This is a genomic window from Lacrimispora sp. 38-1 (assembly GCF_049890855.1).
GTDB lineage: Bacteria > Bacillota > Clostridia > Lachnospirales > Lachnospiraceae > Lacrimispora.
In genome coordinates, this window is sequence record NZ_JBANEW010000066.1 from 24,744 (window position 1) to 39,940 (window position 15,197).

A 15,197-nucleotide genomic window follows, 5' to 3' on the forward strand; every position below is an offset into this window, starting at 1 on the left:
GCAAACCCAATGATTCAGGAAGCAATCCACAATGTAATTGAAGGACAGGACTTGAGCTTTCAGGCTGCAAGAGAGGTTATGAATGAAATTATGAGCGGGGAAACTACTCCGGCCCAGATGGCAGCATTTTTAACGGCTCTTCGTATGAAGGGTGAGACGATTGATGAGATCACCGCCTGCGCCACAGTCATGAGAGAAAAGGCGATGAAGCTGGAACCGGATTTTCCGGTTATTGATATCGTAGGCACAGGAGGCGATGAGGTTGGAACCTTTAATATCTCCACTACCAGCGCCTTTGTAGTGGCTGCAGGAGGTGTTCCGGTTGCAAAGCACGGGAACAGAAGCGTTTCCAGCAAAAGCGGCGCTGCGGACGTTTTGGAGCAGCTGGGAGTCAACTTAAATCTCACGGCAGAACAGTCGGCAAAGGTTTTAAAGGAGACGGGAATGTGTTTTCTCTTCGCACAGGTTCATCATTCTTCCATGAAGTATGCAGGTCCTGTCAGAAAAGAGCTTGGAGTCCGTACCATATTTAACATTCTTGGACCCTTATCAAACCCTGCAGGCGCCACCATGCAGCTTTTAGGTGTATACGATAAAAAGCTGGTGGAACCACTTGCCCAGGTATTAAGCAACTTAGGAGTGAAGCGGGGGCTGGTTGTCTGCGGATCAGACGGACTGGACGAAGCAACCGTAACGGGTCCAACCCACGTCTGCGAAATCCGTTTCGGGGAGTTGATTTCATATGAAATTACTCCGGAGCAGTTTTCCCTAAGCCGCAGCAGCCTTTCCGACTTACTGGGCGGAACTCCTTCCGATAATGCCAAAATTACAAAGGAAATTTTAGAGGGAACACTTCGCGGTCCAAAACGGGATATTGTGGTTTTAAATTCCGCCCTCAGTCTTTATCTTGGCATTGACAACTGCACCATATCCGACTGCATTCAGACTGCTTCCGACTTAATTGATTCCGGAAAAGCAGCTGCAAAACTGGAAGAATTTGTAAAAGCAGTGAATGAGGTGGCTTTATGATCCTTGATACCCTGGCCGCAGCCTCAAAAAAGCGGGCGGAGGAGGCGAAAAAAACGATTCCGCTCAGTAAGATGGAAAAGATGGCATACAGTGCCTTTGACGCAGGACAGAGGGAATCTGATTTCTCTTTTGAGCGGGTGATTACCTCTCCCGGAATCTCCTTTATCTGCGAAGTAAAGCGTGCCTCTCCCTCAAAAGGGATGATTGCACCGGAATTTCCTTACAGGGAAATTGCCATGGAGTATGAAGCAGCTGGCGCAGATGCCGTTTCCGTACTGACAGAACCGGAATACTTTCTGGGAAAAGGGGAATATTTAACCGAAATCAGCAAGTCTGTTTCCCTTCCTCTTCTGAGAAAGGATTTTACCGTAGATCCTTATCAGATACTGGAAGCGAAAGTGCTTGGCGCCTCGGCAGTTCTTCTTATCTGTACTCTTCTTAATACCGGACAGCTGAAAGAATACTTAAAAATCAGTGACAGCCTTGGACTCAGCGCTCTTGTCGAAGCTCATGATGAGGAAGAAATCCACAGCGCACTTTCTGCAGGAGCCCGGCTGATCGGAGTCAATAACCGGAACTTAAAGACGTTCGAGGTTGACTTTGAAAATTCCATCCGTTTAAGAAGCCTTGTGCCTGCAGGAACCGCATTCATTGCTGAAAGCGGAATACAGACCCCCGACGATGTAAAGCGGCTGTATCAGGCAGGTGTAAACGGAGTCTTAATCGGAGAAAGCCTGATGCGCTCTCCTGACAAGAAAAAGATTCTTCAGGAAATGAGGAAAGCGGCCAATGATGAATTTTGAAAAGAAAATTAAAATCTGCGGCCTCACAGGAAAAGAAGATGTGATTGCCGTCAACACCTATCAGCCGGATTACGCAGGTTTTGTTTTTGCACCAGGAAGGCGGCAGCTGAATTTCAGGCAGGCTGAATTCTTAAGAAATGATCTGCTCCCTGAAATTCCGGCTGTAGGAGTCTTCGTAAACAGTCCGGCAGACGAGATCATTTCCCTGGTAAAAAGTAACATTATTCAGCTGATTCAGCTTCACGGGGAGGAACATGAGACGGATATTCTGGAACTGAAAAACAGATTAGACCGTCCGGTCCCCATTATTAAAGCAATCCGTGTCCAGTCCGCGGCTGATATTTCAGAAGCGGAAAAGCTTTCTGCAGACTATCTTCTTCTGGACTCCTATGTAAGGGGAATTCAGGGCGGAAGCGGGAAATGTTTTGACTGGAACATGATTCCGGCGATTAAAAAACCCTGGTTTCTGGCAGGGGGAATCGGCATGGAAAACATAGAGGAAGCTCTTAAAACCAAAGCATTCTGTCTGGATGTCAGCAGTCTGGCTGAAACAAATGGCAAAAAAGACCCGGAAAAAATAAAAAAAATCATACAAACAGTAAGGAGTGGAAAATCATGTCAAAAGGAAGATTTGGACAGCACGGCGGACAATTTATCCCCGAAACGCTGATGAATGCAGTGACGGAACTGGAGAAAGCCTACAATGCCTGTATGCAGGATGAAGAATTTCTGGCAGAGTTAAAGACACTGCATGAAACCTACACAGGAAGACCTTCTCTGCTTTACTACGCAGAGAAAATGACAGAGGATCTTGGCGGTGCAAAGATTTATTTAAAACGGGAAGATTTAAACCACACCGGATCCCACAAAATCAACAATGCACTTGGTCAGGTTCTTCTTGCAAAAAAAATGGGAAAAACCCGTGTCATCGCAGAAACCGGTGCAGGCCAGCACGGAGTGGCTACTGCTACTGCCGCAGCCTTAATGGGGATGGAATGTGAAATCTTCATGGGAAAAGAGGATACGGACCGCCAGGCATTAAATGTATTCCGTATGGAGCTTCTGGGTGCAAAGGTTCATCCAGTTACCAGCGGTACGCAGACCTTAAAGGATGCGGTAAATGAAACTCTCCGGGAATGGACCAACCGGGTGGAGGATACCCACTACGTTCTGGGTTCCGTCATGGGACCTCACCCATTTCCCACCATTGTGCGGGACTTCCAGAGCATCATCGGAAAGGAAGTCAGGGAGCAGATCTTAAAAGCAGAAGGAAAGCTTCCCGACATGCTGATCGCCTGTGTGGGCGGAGGCAGCAATGCCATGGGCCTGTTTTATGATTTTATTGGAGACAGCTCTGTTAAGCTGGTGGGCTGTGAGGCTGCAGGACACGGCATTGATACAGATAAAAATGCTGCCACCATCTCCACAGGAACCGTGGGTATTTTCCATGGTATGAAATCCTACTTCTGCCAGGATGAATACGGACAGATCGCTCCGGTTTACTCCATCTCAGCAGGACTTGACTATCCGGGAATCGGACCGGAGCACGCCGCACTGTTTGATACCGGAAGAGCAGATTATGTTCCTGTTACCGACAACGAGGCGGTAGATGCATTTGAATATTTATCCCGGAAGGAAGGAATCATACCAGCCATTGAAAGCGCCCATGCCGTGGCTTATGCCAGAAAAGTTGCACCTTCCATGGGAAAGGACCAGGTTATCGTCATTAACTTATCCGGCCGAGGAGACAAGGATGTGGCCGCAATTGCACGTTACAAGGGGGTAGAAATCTATGAGTAGAATCAGTGAAGCATTTGCAAAAGGGAAAGCATTTATCCCGTTTATTACAGCCGGTGACCCGGACCTTGCAATTACAGAGCAGCTGGTTCCTGCCATGGCTAAGGCAGGTGCCGATATCATAGAACTGGGAATTCCTTTTTCTGATCCGGTTGCAGAGGGAATCGTGATCCAGGAAGCTGACCAGCGCGCCCTTGCCTCCGGCACTACCTCAGATAAAATTTTCGAAACTGTCACACGCATTCGGCAAAAAACAAATGTGCCCCTGGCATTTATGACTTACATTAATCCCATATTTGTATATGGAAGCGAGCGTTTCATTAAAAATGCGGCAGAATGCGGCATCGATGCTCTTATCGTGCCAGATATGCCTTTTGAAGAAAAGAATGAACTTCATCCCATCTGCCAAAAGTACGGGATTGACTTAATTTCTCTGATCGCTCCCACTTCTAAGGAACGGATTACGGCCATTGCTTCAGAAGCAGAGGGATTTGTTTACTGTGTTTCTTCCATGGGCGTAACAGGTGTGAGAAAGGAAATCACCTCTGACATCGGAGATATGGTTTCTCTTGTAAAGAATTCCAAAGATATTCCCTGTGCCATAGGCTTTGGAATTTCCACACCGGAACAGGCGAAGGAATTAAGTAAATATGCAGATGGTATTATCGTGGGAAGCGCCATTGTGAAGCTGGCTGCCATGCATGGAAAAGACTGTGTGGAACCGATCTGCAGCTACATAAGAGAGATGAAATCTGCAATAACTGATTGATCCTCCCACTTTGATTAAGCAAATTCCACTTGACATTCATTTAGACCGGTGCTACACTAGTGCCACAAGAGGGAGCTCGTATGCGGGCTGAGAGGAAGTTATCAAACTTCGACCTTTATAACCTGATTTGGGTAATGCCAACGTAGGGATTTATACGAGACGGATGTATTGATCTGGGCCTGTACCTGTTGGTATGGGCTCTTTTTTTGTCCAGAGCCGTAAATCCCTCCAAATAATGAAGGAGGACTACATATGAATTACACCACACAGATGGATGCCGCAAGAAAAGGCATTATGACGCGGGAAATGGAAATCACAGCGAAAAAAGAAGGGATTAAACCGGAGGAGCTTATAAAGCTGATTGCACAAGGTAAGGCAGTTATCCCTGCCAACAAACACCATACCTGCCTGGAGCCAAACGCCATCGGTTCCATGCTGAAAACAAAAATCAATGTAAATCTTGGAACTTCCAGAGATTTAAATGACATGGATCTGGAATTAAAAAAGGTAGAGGATGCGGTTTCACTGGGGGCTGAATCCATTATGGATTTAAGTTCCTTCGGAGATACAAGGAAATTCAGGAAACGGCTGACAGGAGAATGCCCGGCCATGATTGGAACGGTGCCCATTTACGATGCCGTTGTTTATTATCATAAGCCTCTTAAGGAGATAACTTCTGAAGAATGGATTCAGATTGTGGAAATGCATGCCCTTGACGGAGTGGATTTCATGACTATTCACGTAGGCATCAACAAGCAGACAGCGCACCGTTTTAAAGAGGCAAAACGCCTGACTAATATTGTATCCAGAGGCGGTTCCATCATCTTTGCCTGGATGGAGATGACTGGAAATGAAAATCCATTCTATGAGCATTATGACCGTATTCTGGAAATCTGCCGGGAACATGATGTGACATTAAGCCTTGGAGATGCCTGCCGACCTGGCTGCATTGCGGATGCCTCTGATATTTCCCAGATTGAAGAGCTGGTTACCCTTGGGGAACTGACCCGCCGTGCGTGGGAAAAGGATGTACAGGTAATTATTGAAGGACCAGGACATATGCCCCTGGACCAGATCGCCGCCAATATGAAAATCCAGCAGACTATCTGTAAGGGTGCACCTTTTTATGTACTGGGGCCTCTCGTCACTGACATTGCTCCCGGATATGATCACATTACCGCAGCCATCGGAGGGGCCATAGCTGCTGCTGCCGGAGCTTCTTTCCTCTGCTACGTGACCCCTGCGGAACATTTAAGGCTTCCTGATGCAGATGATGTGAAGGAAGGCATTATCTCTGCCCGGATTGCAGCCCATGCTGCTGATCTGGCAAAAGGCATCAAGGGTGCGAAAGAATGGGATTACCAGATGAGTGATGCAAGGAAACGGCTGGACTGGGAAGCAATGTTTGCTCTGTCCATTGATCCGGAAAAAGCAAGAAGGTATCGTGCATCTTCCAAACCGGAAAAAGAAGATACCTGTTCCATGTGCGGTAATTTCTGCGCTATGAAAAATATGAACCGGATTTTAGACGGAGAGATTGTCAACATCTATGACGAATGATATTGACTTAAAAGGAGAAAAAATCATGAATCCGAAAACAAATTTAAATAAAGCTGCTGTCACTCAGACCTCTGCAGGAGTTACCATAAAAAAATTGGCGGCTGGCGGAATGCTGGTAGCACTCACCGTTTCGCTCTCCGGCTTTTCCATTCCCATCGGAGCCTCCAAATGTTTCCCGATTCAGCACCTGGTAAATGTACTGGCAGGGGTATTTTTAGGTCCTGCTTACGGAGTTGCCATGGCATTTGTCTCATCTCTCATCAGAAACTTATCCGGTACCGGAACGCTTCTGGCTTTCCCCGGAAGCATGGTGGGGGCATATCTCAGTGCGCTTCTGTTTAAAAAGACCGGAAAACTTCTTTTGGCCTATGTGGGAGAAATTACAGGAACCGGGCTGATCGGCGCTCTTCTCAGCTATCCGGTTGCAGTGCTGATACTGGGAAAGGAAGTTGCAGTTTTCTTCTTTGTTGTTCCCTTTCTTATGAGCACAGTGTGCGGTACTCTGTTTGCCGCCTTTTTATTAGAAACGTTTCGCAGGCTGGGTCTGCTTTCCTATCTGCGCCAGCTGATTAACTGATGGTTTATGATTGACAAAACGTGTATACTGCAATATGATTAAAAGGTAAAAATAATAAAAAGAGGTGAAGAAATTCCGGTATATCAGATGTTATAAATTCGCAGACATGGATATAGCTGGAAAAGAGTAAAAAAATCAATGGAACAGACGAAAATTAAAAGCTGAATTGTCAGCCTTATTTTTGTGCCTGCTTTTTGATTTTATTTACTCTCAGTCTTTTCTTTATCGATTTAAGAACAGCCGCGGAGTAATGTCCGCGGCTATTATTTTACCAATTTATAAGGAGGCGCTCATTATGCTGTATGAAATCAAAGATTTATTAAAACGACCTGAATTATATCAGGAAACCAGTATTCCTTTTTGGGATGATGAATACATTTCCAGACAAATGCTGAAAGCCCATCTTGATCCGGAATTTGACGGTGCCAGCCGAAAGCTGGATTTTATCCGGAAATCAGCGGAATGGATTGCCAAAACGGTTCCGCCCAAAGACTATCCCCTGCTGCTGGATTTAGGGTGCGGTCCCGGAATCTATGGAGAATTCTTTTCAAAATCCGGATTTAATGTAACCGGAGTGGATTTTTCCTCACGTTCCATTGATTATGCAAAAAAATCAGCTGCTGAAAAAAAGTTAAACATCGATTATTCCTGTCAGAACTATCTTTCCCTTGAATTAAACCGTACATTTGATTTTGCAGTAATGATTTACTGTGATTACGGTGCTCTTTCTCCTGAGAAAAGAAAAATCGTTTTAAAACAGGTTTATGACCGTTTAAAACCAGGAGGTAAATTTTTGTTTGATGCTTTTTCCTTAAATGAATTCGATAGTTTCCAGGAAAAACAGATATGGGATATTCATGAAAGCAACGGTTTCTGGCGGGAGGATGAATATGCTGAATTGAAAAGATGCTGCAAGTATCCTGTTAATGTAACCCTGGATCAATACGTCATTATTTCAAAAACAGGAGCTTCTGTTTACTATCTCTGGAATACCTATTATACAGAAGCGACTCTGATAAAAGAGGTGGAAGCATCTGGCTTTAAAGTCTGTGGTACATATGCAGACGTGTCTGGGACTCCATGGAAAAAGGAAAGCCCAACAATTGCGGTGATTTTAGAGAAATAGTATAAGGGGAGGTGCTTATGCATCTCCCCTGTCTTCCATATTTTCGTATTTCGAATTTATTTCATGGAACCGTTCCGGTTACTTCCGGGCACCATCTTAAACTCAAATGTAAATTCTTCTTCCTCAAACATATATTCTTTCCGGAGTTCCGGTCCGCAGCTTTCCGATCCCATTCCGTTCTGCCGGTAGTCCACACAGAATTCTGTAAAGCCGGAAGGAATCAATTCATAATTATGGGCTTTTTCCGTCAGTTCCTCCTGTGTATATTCTGATGCATGGAAAGAGAATGCCTTATGAGCTGCAACAGTGAGTGACAGACTGCCTCCCTCTATGGTTACAAAGTCACAATCACTGCGGCTTCCGTTTTCCTGTGGTCTTAAATAGTCCTCATGCATTTCTTTTACGCTGGAAGAAAACAGACCATGATAGCTGGCATTTTTCTTATCTATATAGTTTTCGACAGGGCCAAGTCCGAAATAGGTCACCTGATCCATCTGTTTTGAAAGGAACAGTCTGAGACCAAACCGTGGAAGTTCCGGAAACTCCTTATCTCTCTTTACATCCAGCTTTCCGCTTAAAGCGCCATCTGCTCCGATCGTCCATAACGCATCAATCATTAAAATCCGCTGAATGGGTGCTGCTACCATAGACATCACAGTGGATATTTCAAGGCAGCCTTCTTTTTCTTCCCATCTGGTTTCATACCCTCTGGAAGAAGCACGGTGATAGTGAGCCTCCATCCATTTACTTTTAATATCACTGTCATTATCCGTAGGTGCTCTCCAGATATTAATTTCCATAGGACGTTCCAGAATGGAATGGTTTTCAAAGTTCATTTTCTGAAATATTCCTGTCAATTTACTGTAGGTGTAGAAAAAGCTTTTCCCATTAATATGAATATAACGATCGTCTTCGCATACCTCAAATGCTCCGTCCTTCACTTTTTCGTCTAAGAGTGCTGCTGCCGTCTGGTTTCTCATATCTTCGTTTTTCAGCAGAATCTCATCAAATCCAAGAAGGCTTCCTGCTTCTACAAGAGCACTGCTTTCCTTCAGATAATAACTTACCTTTAAGTAACATTTACCTGCTGCCGGAACCTCAAAGTTCAGCGGAAGTCTGCACTCCTGCCGGGGCATAAGCTCGGGCATATCAGCTTCCCCCACAACTTTCTTTGCCTTTAACTCACCATCGCAGGTCATCTCATAGGTGATATATCCATATTCTTTAAAATTGGTGAAATGAAGGTAATTATGAAGCGTCAGTTCTTTTTTCTCCTGATCAAAGGAGACTACACGTACCGGGCGATTTACATTCTTAAACTCCATCAGACCCGTATGCGGTCTTCTGTCCGGATATACAAGACCATCCATACAGAAATTGCCGTCATGAGGATATTCCCCATGATCTCCTCCATAAAGATACATCGGCTTACCGTCAATGGTTCTTCCCTGGTAAATTGCATGGTCACACCATTCCCATACAAAACCGCCACATACACGGTCGTACTGTTCAAACACCTGGAAGTAACCTTCCAGATCCCCAGGTCCATTCCCCATGGCATGACTGTATTCACACAGGATAAATGGCTTTGCAGTCTCACGTTTGGTGTATTCGATAATTTCTTCCAGGCTGGGGTACATCCGGCTGAATAAATCGATATTGGAGAAATCATAAGTTTTATCCACAGCCCGGTATCTGGCACCCTCATAGTGAGTAAGCCTGGTGGGATCGTAAGACTTTGTCCAGGAAAGTGCCGCTTCAAATGTGCAGCCGTAAGCGCATTCATTTCCCATAGACCAGATTACTACGCAGGGACGGTTCTTATCCCGCTCGACCAAAAGCTTTGTCCTGTCAACGGTCGCCTCCGTAAATTCCGGATTGTCCGCAATAGCGCGGTTCCAGCGGTCACGCCATACCTCCGTAGTACGGGTCTCCATATAAATATAGCCGGTACCATGGCTTTCATTATCTGCCTCATCAATGACATAAAATCCATATTCATCACAAAGCTGATAGAACTGAGGCGCATTGGGATAATGGCTGGTGCGGATAGCATTTACATTATGCTGCTTCATAAGTCGCAAATCACGCTTCATCTGATCCAGGCTGATTGTAAAACCGGTAACCGGATCGCTGTCGTGGCGGTTTACACCATGGAACTTAATTTTCTCACCGTTTAAATATACCACACCATCACGATTGGTAATTTCCCTGATTCCCAGACGGTCAACGATTGCTTCCTGGCCGGTCTCAAATACAACCGTATAAAGATACGGGTTTTCTGCATTCCAGAGCACAGGATTTTCTATATCAAATTTTATCTTTCCTTCTGCAGGATATCCCTCTTTTCTGGCAACGGTATTCCCGTTTCTGTCTGTTACGGTTACTGTCACTGGAATCTCTTTACCGCTAAAGGTAATTGCAGCCTCAACATGAGCCTGGCCACCTCTCACAGATGTAGTGAGGAAGTAATCAAAAATCCCTTCTTCCGGTCTCTTCAGCAGATATACGTCCCGGAAAATTCCGGTCATACGGAATTTGTCCTGATCTTCAAGGTAGCTTCCGTCACACCATTTTAGGACGAGAACGGAAAGAGTATTGTCCCCCTCCCGAATCACTCCTGTTACATCAAATTCGCTGGTTCCATGAGAAACCTGGCTGTATCCCACATAGCTGCCGTTTAACCACACATAGAAACAGGAATCCACTCCCTCAAAGTTTAAGTAAGCTCTGGGTGCCTCACACTCTCTCTTATAGACAAAATGATGGACGTATGCACCGCATGGATTCTCAGCCGGAACATAGGGAGGGTCCATGGGGAATGGATATTTGGTATTGGTATACTGGTGCTTGTCATAGCCATAATTTTGAAAACAACCGGGTACCGGAATCTCACCAAACTTAGACGTATCAAAGCCTTCCAGATAAAATTCTTCTTTAACGTCATAAATGCTGTCATAATAGCGAAACTTCCAGTTTCCGTTTAAGAGGCAGAAACGGTCGGAATTTTCTCTTTTATGAATCAGATCAAACTGTGCTGTGGAAGCCGGGATATAATAAGCTCTGTGTGGCATGGTGTTTTCATGAAGCAGATGCAGATTTTCATAATGTCTGGGTACGATCATAGTCGACTCCTCCTTCTTTTCTTATCTTTTATTATAAAAGGACAGAGTCAAAAATCCATATCTTTGATTAGACAAAACATGCACAAAATGATACCAATGATTTTATTTTTTCCTGTAAAGCGGTAGCTTTTGGCTTAAAACTGAGGTTTCCGAGACTTTTAGAATCACCAGCTTTTACCACTTAAATGTAGTCAAAACCATGCCTCATGCAGTCAAAATACAGTCAGGAAATGATATAATCTTCTATAATAGTAAGACGGGTCCGGAATACCGGATACCCGCCTTTAATCAAACTATTCTCTTACTCTTACGTAAACACGGCCAATGATATTTCCATCTGCGTCTTTTGCACTAATTAAAACCAATCCTTTACTCAGTGCTGTGACTTTTCCTTTGCTGGTAACATTTGCTATTGATGAATCCATAGGAGCCCATGTGATATTAGCTGTGTTAGTAAAATCATCCGCTGTCAATCTGGCTGTTTCTCCAATTTTTAAATCAATTGCAAGCCTGTAATCGTCTGCATTCTCTACAACTAATACATTTATGTAGTCCGTATAAGAGCCGTCCACACTCTTAACTGTTATAACTGTGTTACCAGGAGCCAGAGCTGTCACTATACCTTTTTCATTTACTGTAGCTACTGTTGGATCTGAAGAAGACCAGGACATTTGTGTATTTACATTTAAGTCATTATCTACACTTAATCGAAGTGCTTCAGATACCTCTAATACTACTTTTAATTTTGAGTCGGTTATAGGGGGTGTCTGAGACTCAGTAGGCTGTGCATAAGCTTCGTTTGAATTGCCTATTTCGGCACCTGCATTTATGGCACTTACAATATAATAATAAGTTGTTCCATTTTTTACATCAGTATCCGTATAAGAGATATCAGTTATATCCGTTGCAATAGCTGTATATGGTCCTCCTGCAGTTGTGGAGCGTTTAATAGTGTAGCTTGTTGCTTTTTCTACTACATCCCAGGTTAAATCTATTTTTGAATTGCCAGCTGTGGCGTTTAGATTTAAAGGTGTGACAGGAGTTGGCGTTTCTGGTGTTATTACTGTATTGTAAATTTGAATATCATCTAAATATCCGTGATATCCTTTACCAATAGTTGCGGGTACTCCACTTCTTTCAGGATTATATTTAGGTGTTGTTTGAGCCACAGGAGTTTGCATATCATCTAAATATAATTTAATTGAATTAACTTCCATTGTTCCATCCCATGTAAATAAAACATCATGCCACTGTCCGTCACACACATTTTCTGGTGTTTGAAGTTCAAAGTTCATTTGACGTTCTCCAGTTACATGTGCAATATAAAGACTACCAGTTTTTGGTAAAAACCCATAATTACCTATTGTTTGATTTAGTATATCAGAACCTATGCCAATAAAATAACCATAATTATAATTATCACCAGAGGTTCTTATAATATGCTCAATTTTATTAGAAGCTGGTGAAGTTTCTTTTTTGAACTTAAATCTAATAGATTTTGCTCCTGTATGTAAATAATAATTTCCCAAAGCTATATAATCATCATTTCCATTAAAAAACCTTGATCTACCTATACCATTATAGCCAGTATAAAATTTATCACAGTTTTCACCATATGAGGTTCCAATTTGCCTTTGCGTTCCTGTATCGATAACTGTTATATCACTTTCTCCGTCAAATTTATACTCATGTAAAGGTTTACTATCTTCAGCAAAAACAGTAATCTGCCCTAAAACCATTATACAAAGCATAAAACAAATACTCGTTGCCAATCTTAGCAATACTCTCTTACTCATACATGTACCTCCAAAATTTATCTTTTGTAATTATTGTAGTAAACATTCTAAATCAATAAATAAAGCGCAGAAAAGAAAGCCACCTGAATGTACAAATGACTTGTAAATTTTTATTATAATCGATTATAGTATTCTGGGATTTCAGCTTTTTCATTTATGATTTAGAATGCCTTCATCTTATCATCTTGTTTCAATCCGGACAATCGGTATCCTTACCAAACAAATTTAGCACTATTTCACTAACCCCGGATACTGTAGCGCCCCATCCTGATCCGGAGTGAGCTTCAAAAGCTCTGTTATCATCTTACCGTCAACGTCCACCGCATAGATCTTTCCGGAATTCTCAACAGCTGAGATTTACACATAGCCCCGTCTGGCCCCAGGTAATACCAAGCGCTATTATACTGGTTCCATGTATTAGTGACCATAATCCCCGCAGCATTAAACCAGTATTACTTGTCCTGATCCTTTACCCAGCCATCGCGAACCGGCAGACCGGTATCTCCATTATAGTAACGCCAGCCGCCAGCCTCTTCTTTCCAGGATAAACCTGGACATTGACTTTCTGTTTTTCTTCAAGTTTCAAGCTGTACCTTCTTTCTAATTTAAAAATTTTTTTATTCATTTCCGAATATGACATTTTTTTCACAAATCAGGTTGTATAATAACTATATTATTAAAAAATATAGGAGGTATTAAAATGAAAAAATTTTTAAAAGGGCTGGTAATTAGTACATTGATTTTTTGTATGACATGTATACCAGTCTTTGCATCTGAAAAAACATTAGAAGTAAAACCTGATTCTACAACAAAAAACAAAGAGGTGTCCTCCGCTGTGGGGGCTTCAACAATTACTGCACCAGACGGAAAAACTTACACATTACTAGGAACGGTAACACGTGGATATACGCTTAAAGCTTCACTTACTTCAACCGTTACTGCCAGTGATAATGTTCAATTAAAGTTTTATTGTCCCAATAACAACAGAAAAGATTTAATACAAGGAACAGTAACCGCAATTCCAGTTTTAGGTGGAACACAACAAACATATTCATTTATGAACTTTTACGATCCTTTATCAACTACTGATTTGTCAACACTTTCAGGGACAAGCCGATATAGAATTGAGATAGCAATATATGCGATAGGGACCTCCAATCAAGGTACTGTTTATTACCGCGTAGAGCAAAAATAAAAAATTATAAAAGGCATTTGTATTCCAAGGGTGAAGTTGCCTTTCTGGCTTTACCCTTGGGTTTCGCTAAAGTTTAATCAATGTAATACTTATTAATTCCACAAGTTTCAGTTTAAACGAATTCCATACAGGTCTTTATCTCTAACTTTCTGAAATTACAGACACTATATCCCTGTATTCTTTTAATTCAGTCAATCACTTTGCTAATTGTTCGTGGTCTTTTCCGCATTGATTGCAACTATTTTCTATGGCTTTTTCTTTACAGTGTTGAATTGTTTCATCAATGTCCATGTTATTCTCCTGCTCAGAAACAATGGATAATACCTTTTTTCTTGCAATCTCTGAATCCAATCTTACCCATTTTCTATCTTCCATTACGGCCAGGGCTTCCACCCAATCCAGACCGCCACGTTCCGCAAGTCTTTTGATCGTTTGACCATAGTTTGACATTTCCTGTTTTTCGTGTGTGGCAATAACTTCCCACGGCATGGTGAACTTTGTTCCAAGGATAGGAAACTCCATTTAAACACCATTAAATTCTAATTCGGCTAAACCGTTCTGTTAAATGCCACTTCCAGTCAGCCACCATGTTCTCATACTTCGCCCGCTCTATTGCCAGCTCTTTCAGTAAAATATACACACTGGCCTTTCTCGAAATCGTTTACTTTATCATACTAATTCAGAATACGGTTGTATATTGGTCCATCTGGCAACCGGCGCATACCTCTTCCAGATCTTCCTTGCGCTCAAACTCCCAGGGAAACCGGCACAGGTGATCACATACATGTTCCATCATAGGCGTAACTATCTTTTCCATTTCTCTCTGGTCTACCAAATTAAGCTCCTTTCTCTTTCTGGTAATAAAAAAACTACCAACTTAATACTGATAGTTAGTAGTTTTTTACATTTAATTCTATTTTTTATTCTATTTCATTTTAATATCTTTGACAAAATATGACGAGTTGGCCAGAATTCATATAAATGAATATTTTGTATGGAACCTTGGAAAGATTTAAAACTTTCTGCCAGAAACGGTAATGCAGAATATATAGTTTCTGGCTCATCTATCAACATAGTTGTATGGGGAGTCCAATTAAAGCTATTGCCAAATTTCTCTTTTAGGTTAAAAAGATTACTATTGGGATCCGGCGCAACAAATAACACTTTTGAACCACCAAATATTCCAATATGATTAAAAGTAATTTCAAATGGTTTGATTTCCCGTGAAACTCGCGTCACCAAATTAATCAGTTCATTTTCTTCTACTACAGAAAAAGTCCCTAATGTTATATGCTGGGGCAAATCTTTAGTATGTGTACCAATAAAGCCTTCTTCATATAGCCTATTCTGAAAGGCAGCAAGATGTTGTTCGGTTTTGTCATCATATCCAGCCATCACGCATAGAAATTTCTTTTCCATT

The 15,197-nt window shown here is 42.4% G+C and carries 15 protein-coding genes and 1 riboswitch; of the genes, 9 read left to right on the top strand and 6 right to left on the bottom strand.

Features of this window, described 5'->3' with window-relative positions; translation table 11 throughout:
- Positions 1-9: 9 nt before the first annotated feature.
- From trpD to V7D18_RS19590, 8 genes are all read left to right on the top strand, one after another.
- On the top strand, positions 10-1,029 hold the full coding sequence (trpD, locus tag V7D18_RS19555; RefSeq protein ID WP_426156682.1) for an anthranilate phosphoribosyltransferase: 1,020 nt from the start codon (positions 10-12) through the stop codon (positions 1,027-1,029).
- Entirely contained in the window at positions 1,026-1,832 is an 807-nt protein-coding gene (gene trpC, locus V7D18_RS19560) for an indole-3-glycerol phosphate synthase TrpC (protein WP_426156683.1), read from the top strand. Before trpD ends, trpC begins: the two co-directional genes overlap by 4 nt.
- A complete protein-coding gene (locus V7D18_RS19565) occupies positions 1,819-2,502 on the top strand; it encodes a phosphoribosylanthranilate isomerase (RefSeq protein WP_426156685.1) in 684 nt (227 codons plus the stop codon). Before trpC ends, V7D18_RS19565 begins: the two co-directional genes overlap by 14 nt.
- Positions 2,448-3,632 (top strand): tryptophan synthase subunit beta, encoded by a 1,185-nt coding sequence (trpB, locus tag V7D18_RS19570; protein WP_426156687.1) that lies wholly within the window; start codon positions 2,448-2,450, stop codon positions 3,630-3,632. Before V7D18_RS19565 ends, trpB begins: the two co-directional genes overlap by 55 nt.
- Positions 3,625-4,398, top strand: coding sequence for a tryptophan synthase subunit alpha (gene trpA / locus V7D18_RS19575; protein WP_426156689.1), 774 nt, complete (start codon positions 3,625-3,627; stop codon positions 4,396-4,398). The genes trpB and trpA overlap by 8 nt, the downstream gene beginning before the upstream one ends.
- A 58-nt stretch (positions 4,399-4,456) precedes the next feature.
- A riboswitch (TPP riboswitch) is annotated at positions 4,457-4,565 on the top strand.
- An 85-nt stretch (positions 4,566-4,650) separates the two neighbouring features.
- Complete coding sequence (thiC, locus tag V7D18_RS19580; protein WP_426156691.1) at positions 4,651-5,958, top strand: phosphomethylpyrimidine synthase ThiC; 1,308 nt, start codon at positions 4,651-4,653, stop codon at positions 5,956-5,958.
- A 25-nt stretch (positions 5,959-5,983) separates the two neighbouring features.
- Positions 5,984-6,535, top strand: coding sequence for an energy coupling factor transporter S component ThiW (thiW, locus tag V7D18_RS19585; RefSeq protein WP_426156693.1), 552 nt, complete (start codon positions 5,984-5,986; stop codon positions 6,533-6,535).
- Between the two features lie 295 nt (positions 6,536-6,830).
- Positions 6,831-7,661 (top strand): class I SAM-dependent methyltransferase, encoded by an 831-nt coding sequence (locus tag V7D18_RS19590; protein WP_426156694.1) that lies wholly within the window; start codon positions 6,831-6,833, stop codon positions 7,659-7,661.
- Positions 7,662-7,717: 56 nt separating this feature from the next.
- Here the strand turns inward: V7D18_RS19590 and V7D18_RS19595 are convergent, their stop codons facing one another.
- The 3 genes from V7D18_RS19595 to V7D18_RS19605 all read right to left on the bottom strand — a co-directional run bounded on the left by V7D18_RS19595 (position 7,718) and on the right by V7D18_RS19605 (position 13,010).
- Positions 7,718-10,786, bottom strand: coding sequence for a glycoside hydrolase family 2 TIM barrel-domain containing protein (locus V7D18_RS19595; protein WP_426156696.1), 3,069 nt, complete (start codon positions 10,784-10,786; stop codon positions 7,718-7,720).
- A 293-nt stretch (positions 10,787-11,079) separates the two neighbouring features.
- A complete protein-coding gene (locus V7D18_RS19600; protein WP_426156697.1) occupies positions 11,080-12,582 on the bottom strand; it encodes an Ig-like domain-containing protein in 1,503 nt (500 codons plus the stop codon).
- A gap of 299 nt (positions 12,583-12,881) precedes the next feature.
- Complete coding sequence (locus tag V7D18_RS19605; protein WP_426156699.1) at positions 12,882-13,010, bottom strand: hypothetical protein; 129 nt, start codon at positions 13,008-13,010, stop codon at positions 12,882-12,884.
- A 272-nt stretch (positions 13,011-13,282) separates the two neighbouring features.
- Between V7D18_RS19605 and V7D18_RS19610 the strand changes: the two genes are divergently transcribed.
- Complete coding sequence (locus V7D18_RS19610) at positions 13,283-13,777, top strand: hypothetical protein (protein WP_426156700.1); 495 nt, start codon at positions 13,283-13,285, stop codon at positions 13,775-13,777.
- Positions 13,778-13,972: 195 nt separating this feature from the next.
- Here the strand turns inward: V7D18_RS19610 and V7D18_RS19615 are convergent, their stop codons facing one another.
- The 3 genes from V7D18_RS19615 to V7D18_RS19625 all read right to left on the bottom strand — a co-directional run bounded on the left by V7D18_RS19615 (position 13,973) and on the right by V7D18_RS19625 (position 15,196).
- Positions 13,973-14,266 carry a hypothetical protein gene (locus tag V7D18_RS19615; protein WP_426156702.1) on the bottom strand — a complete coding sequence of 98 codons (294 nt, stop codon included), beginning with the start codon at positions 14,264-14,266 and terminating at the stop codon, positions 13,973-13,975.
- Between the two features lie 190 nt (positions 14,267-14,456).
- Complete coding sequence (locus V7D18_RS19620) at positions 14,457-14,612, bottom strand: hypothetical protein (RefSeq protein WP_426156704.1); 156 nt, start codon at positions 14,610-14,612, stop codon at positions 14,457-14,459.
- Positions 14,613-14,707: 95 nt separating this feature from the next.
- Positions 14,708-15,196: a 2'-5' RNA ligase family protein gene (locus V7D18_RS19625; protein WP_426156705.1), complete on the bottom strand. Its 489-nt coding sequence runs from the start codon at positions 15,194-15,196 to the stop codon at positions 14,708-14,710.
- Between the last annotated feature and the right edge of the window lies 1 nt (position 15,197).

What these genes read in the sequence shown, in the direction of transcription:
- V7D18_RS19590 (WP_426156694.1), top strand. Translation starts at nt 6,831, where the DNA reads ATGCTGTATGAAATCAAAGATTTATTAAAACGACCTGAATTATATCAG.
- V7D18_RS19615 (WP_426156702.1), bottom strand. Translation starts at nt 14,266, where the DNA reads ATGCCGTGGGAAGTTATTGCCACACACGAAAAACAGGAAATGTCAAAC.
- thiC (WP_426156691.1), top strand. Translation starts at nt 4,651, where the DNA reads ATGAATTACACCACACAGATGGATGCCGCAAGAAAAGGCATTATGACG.
- V7D18_RS19600 (WP_426156697.1), bottom strand. Translation starts at nt 12,582, where the DNA reads ATGAGTAAGAGAGTATTGCTAAGATTGGCAACGAGTATTTGTTTTATG.
- V7D18_RS19595 (WP_426156696.1), bottom strand. Translation starts at nt 10,786, where the DNA reads ATGATCGTACCCAGACATTATGAAAATCTGCATCTGCTTCATGAAAAC.
- V7D18_RS19605 (WP_426156699.1), bottom strand. Translation starts at nt 13,010, where the DNA reads ATGGTCACTAATACATGGAACCAGTATAATAGCGCTTGGTATTACCTG.
- trpD (WP_426156682.1), top strand. Translation starts at nt 10, where the DNA reads ATGATTCAGGAAGCAATCCACAATGTAATTGAAGGACAGGACTTGAGC.
- trpA (WP_426156689.1), top strand. Translation starts at nt 3,625, where the DNA reads ATGAGTAGAATCAGTGAAGCATTTGCAAAAGGGAAAGCATTTATCCCG.
- thiW (WP_426156693.1), top strand. Translation starts at nt 5,984, where the DNA reads ATGAATCCGAAAACAAATTTAAATAAAGCTGCTGTCACTCAGACCTCT.
- V7D18_RS19625 (WP_426156705.1), bottom strand. Translation starts at nt 15,196, where the DNA reads ATGGAAAAGAAATTTCTATGCGTGATGGCTGGATATGATGACAAAACC.
- trpB (WP_426156687.1), top strand. Translation starts at nt 2,448, where the DNA reads ATGTCAAAAGGAAGATTTGGACAGCACGGCGGACAATTTATCCCCGAA.
- V7D18_RS19565 (WP_426156685.1), top strand. Translation starts at nt 1,819, where the DNA reads ATGATGAATTTTGAAAAGAAAATTAAAATCTGCGGCCTCACAGGAAAA.
- V7D18_RS19610 (WP_426156700.1), top strand. Translation starts at nt 13,283, where the DNA reads ATGAAAAAATTTTTAAAAGGGCTGGTAATTAGTACATTGATTTTTTGT.
- trpC (WP_426156683.1), top strand. Translation starts at nt 1,026, where the DNA reads ATGATCCTTGATACCCTGGCCGCAGCCTCAAAAAAGCGGGCGGAGGAG.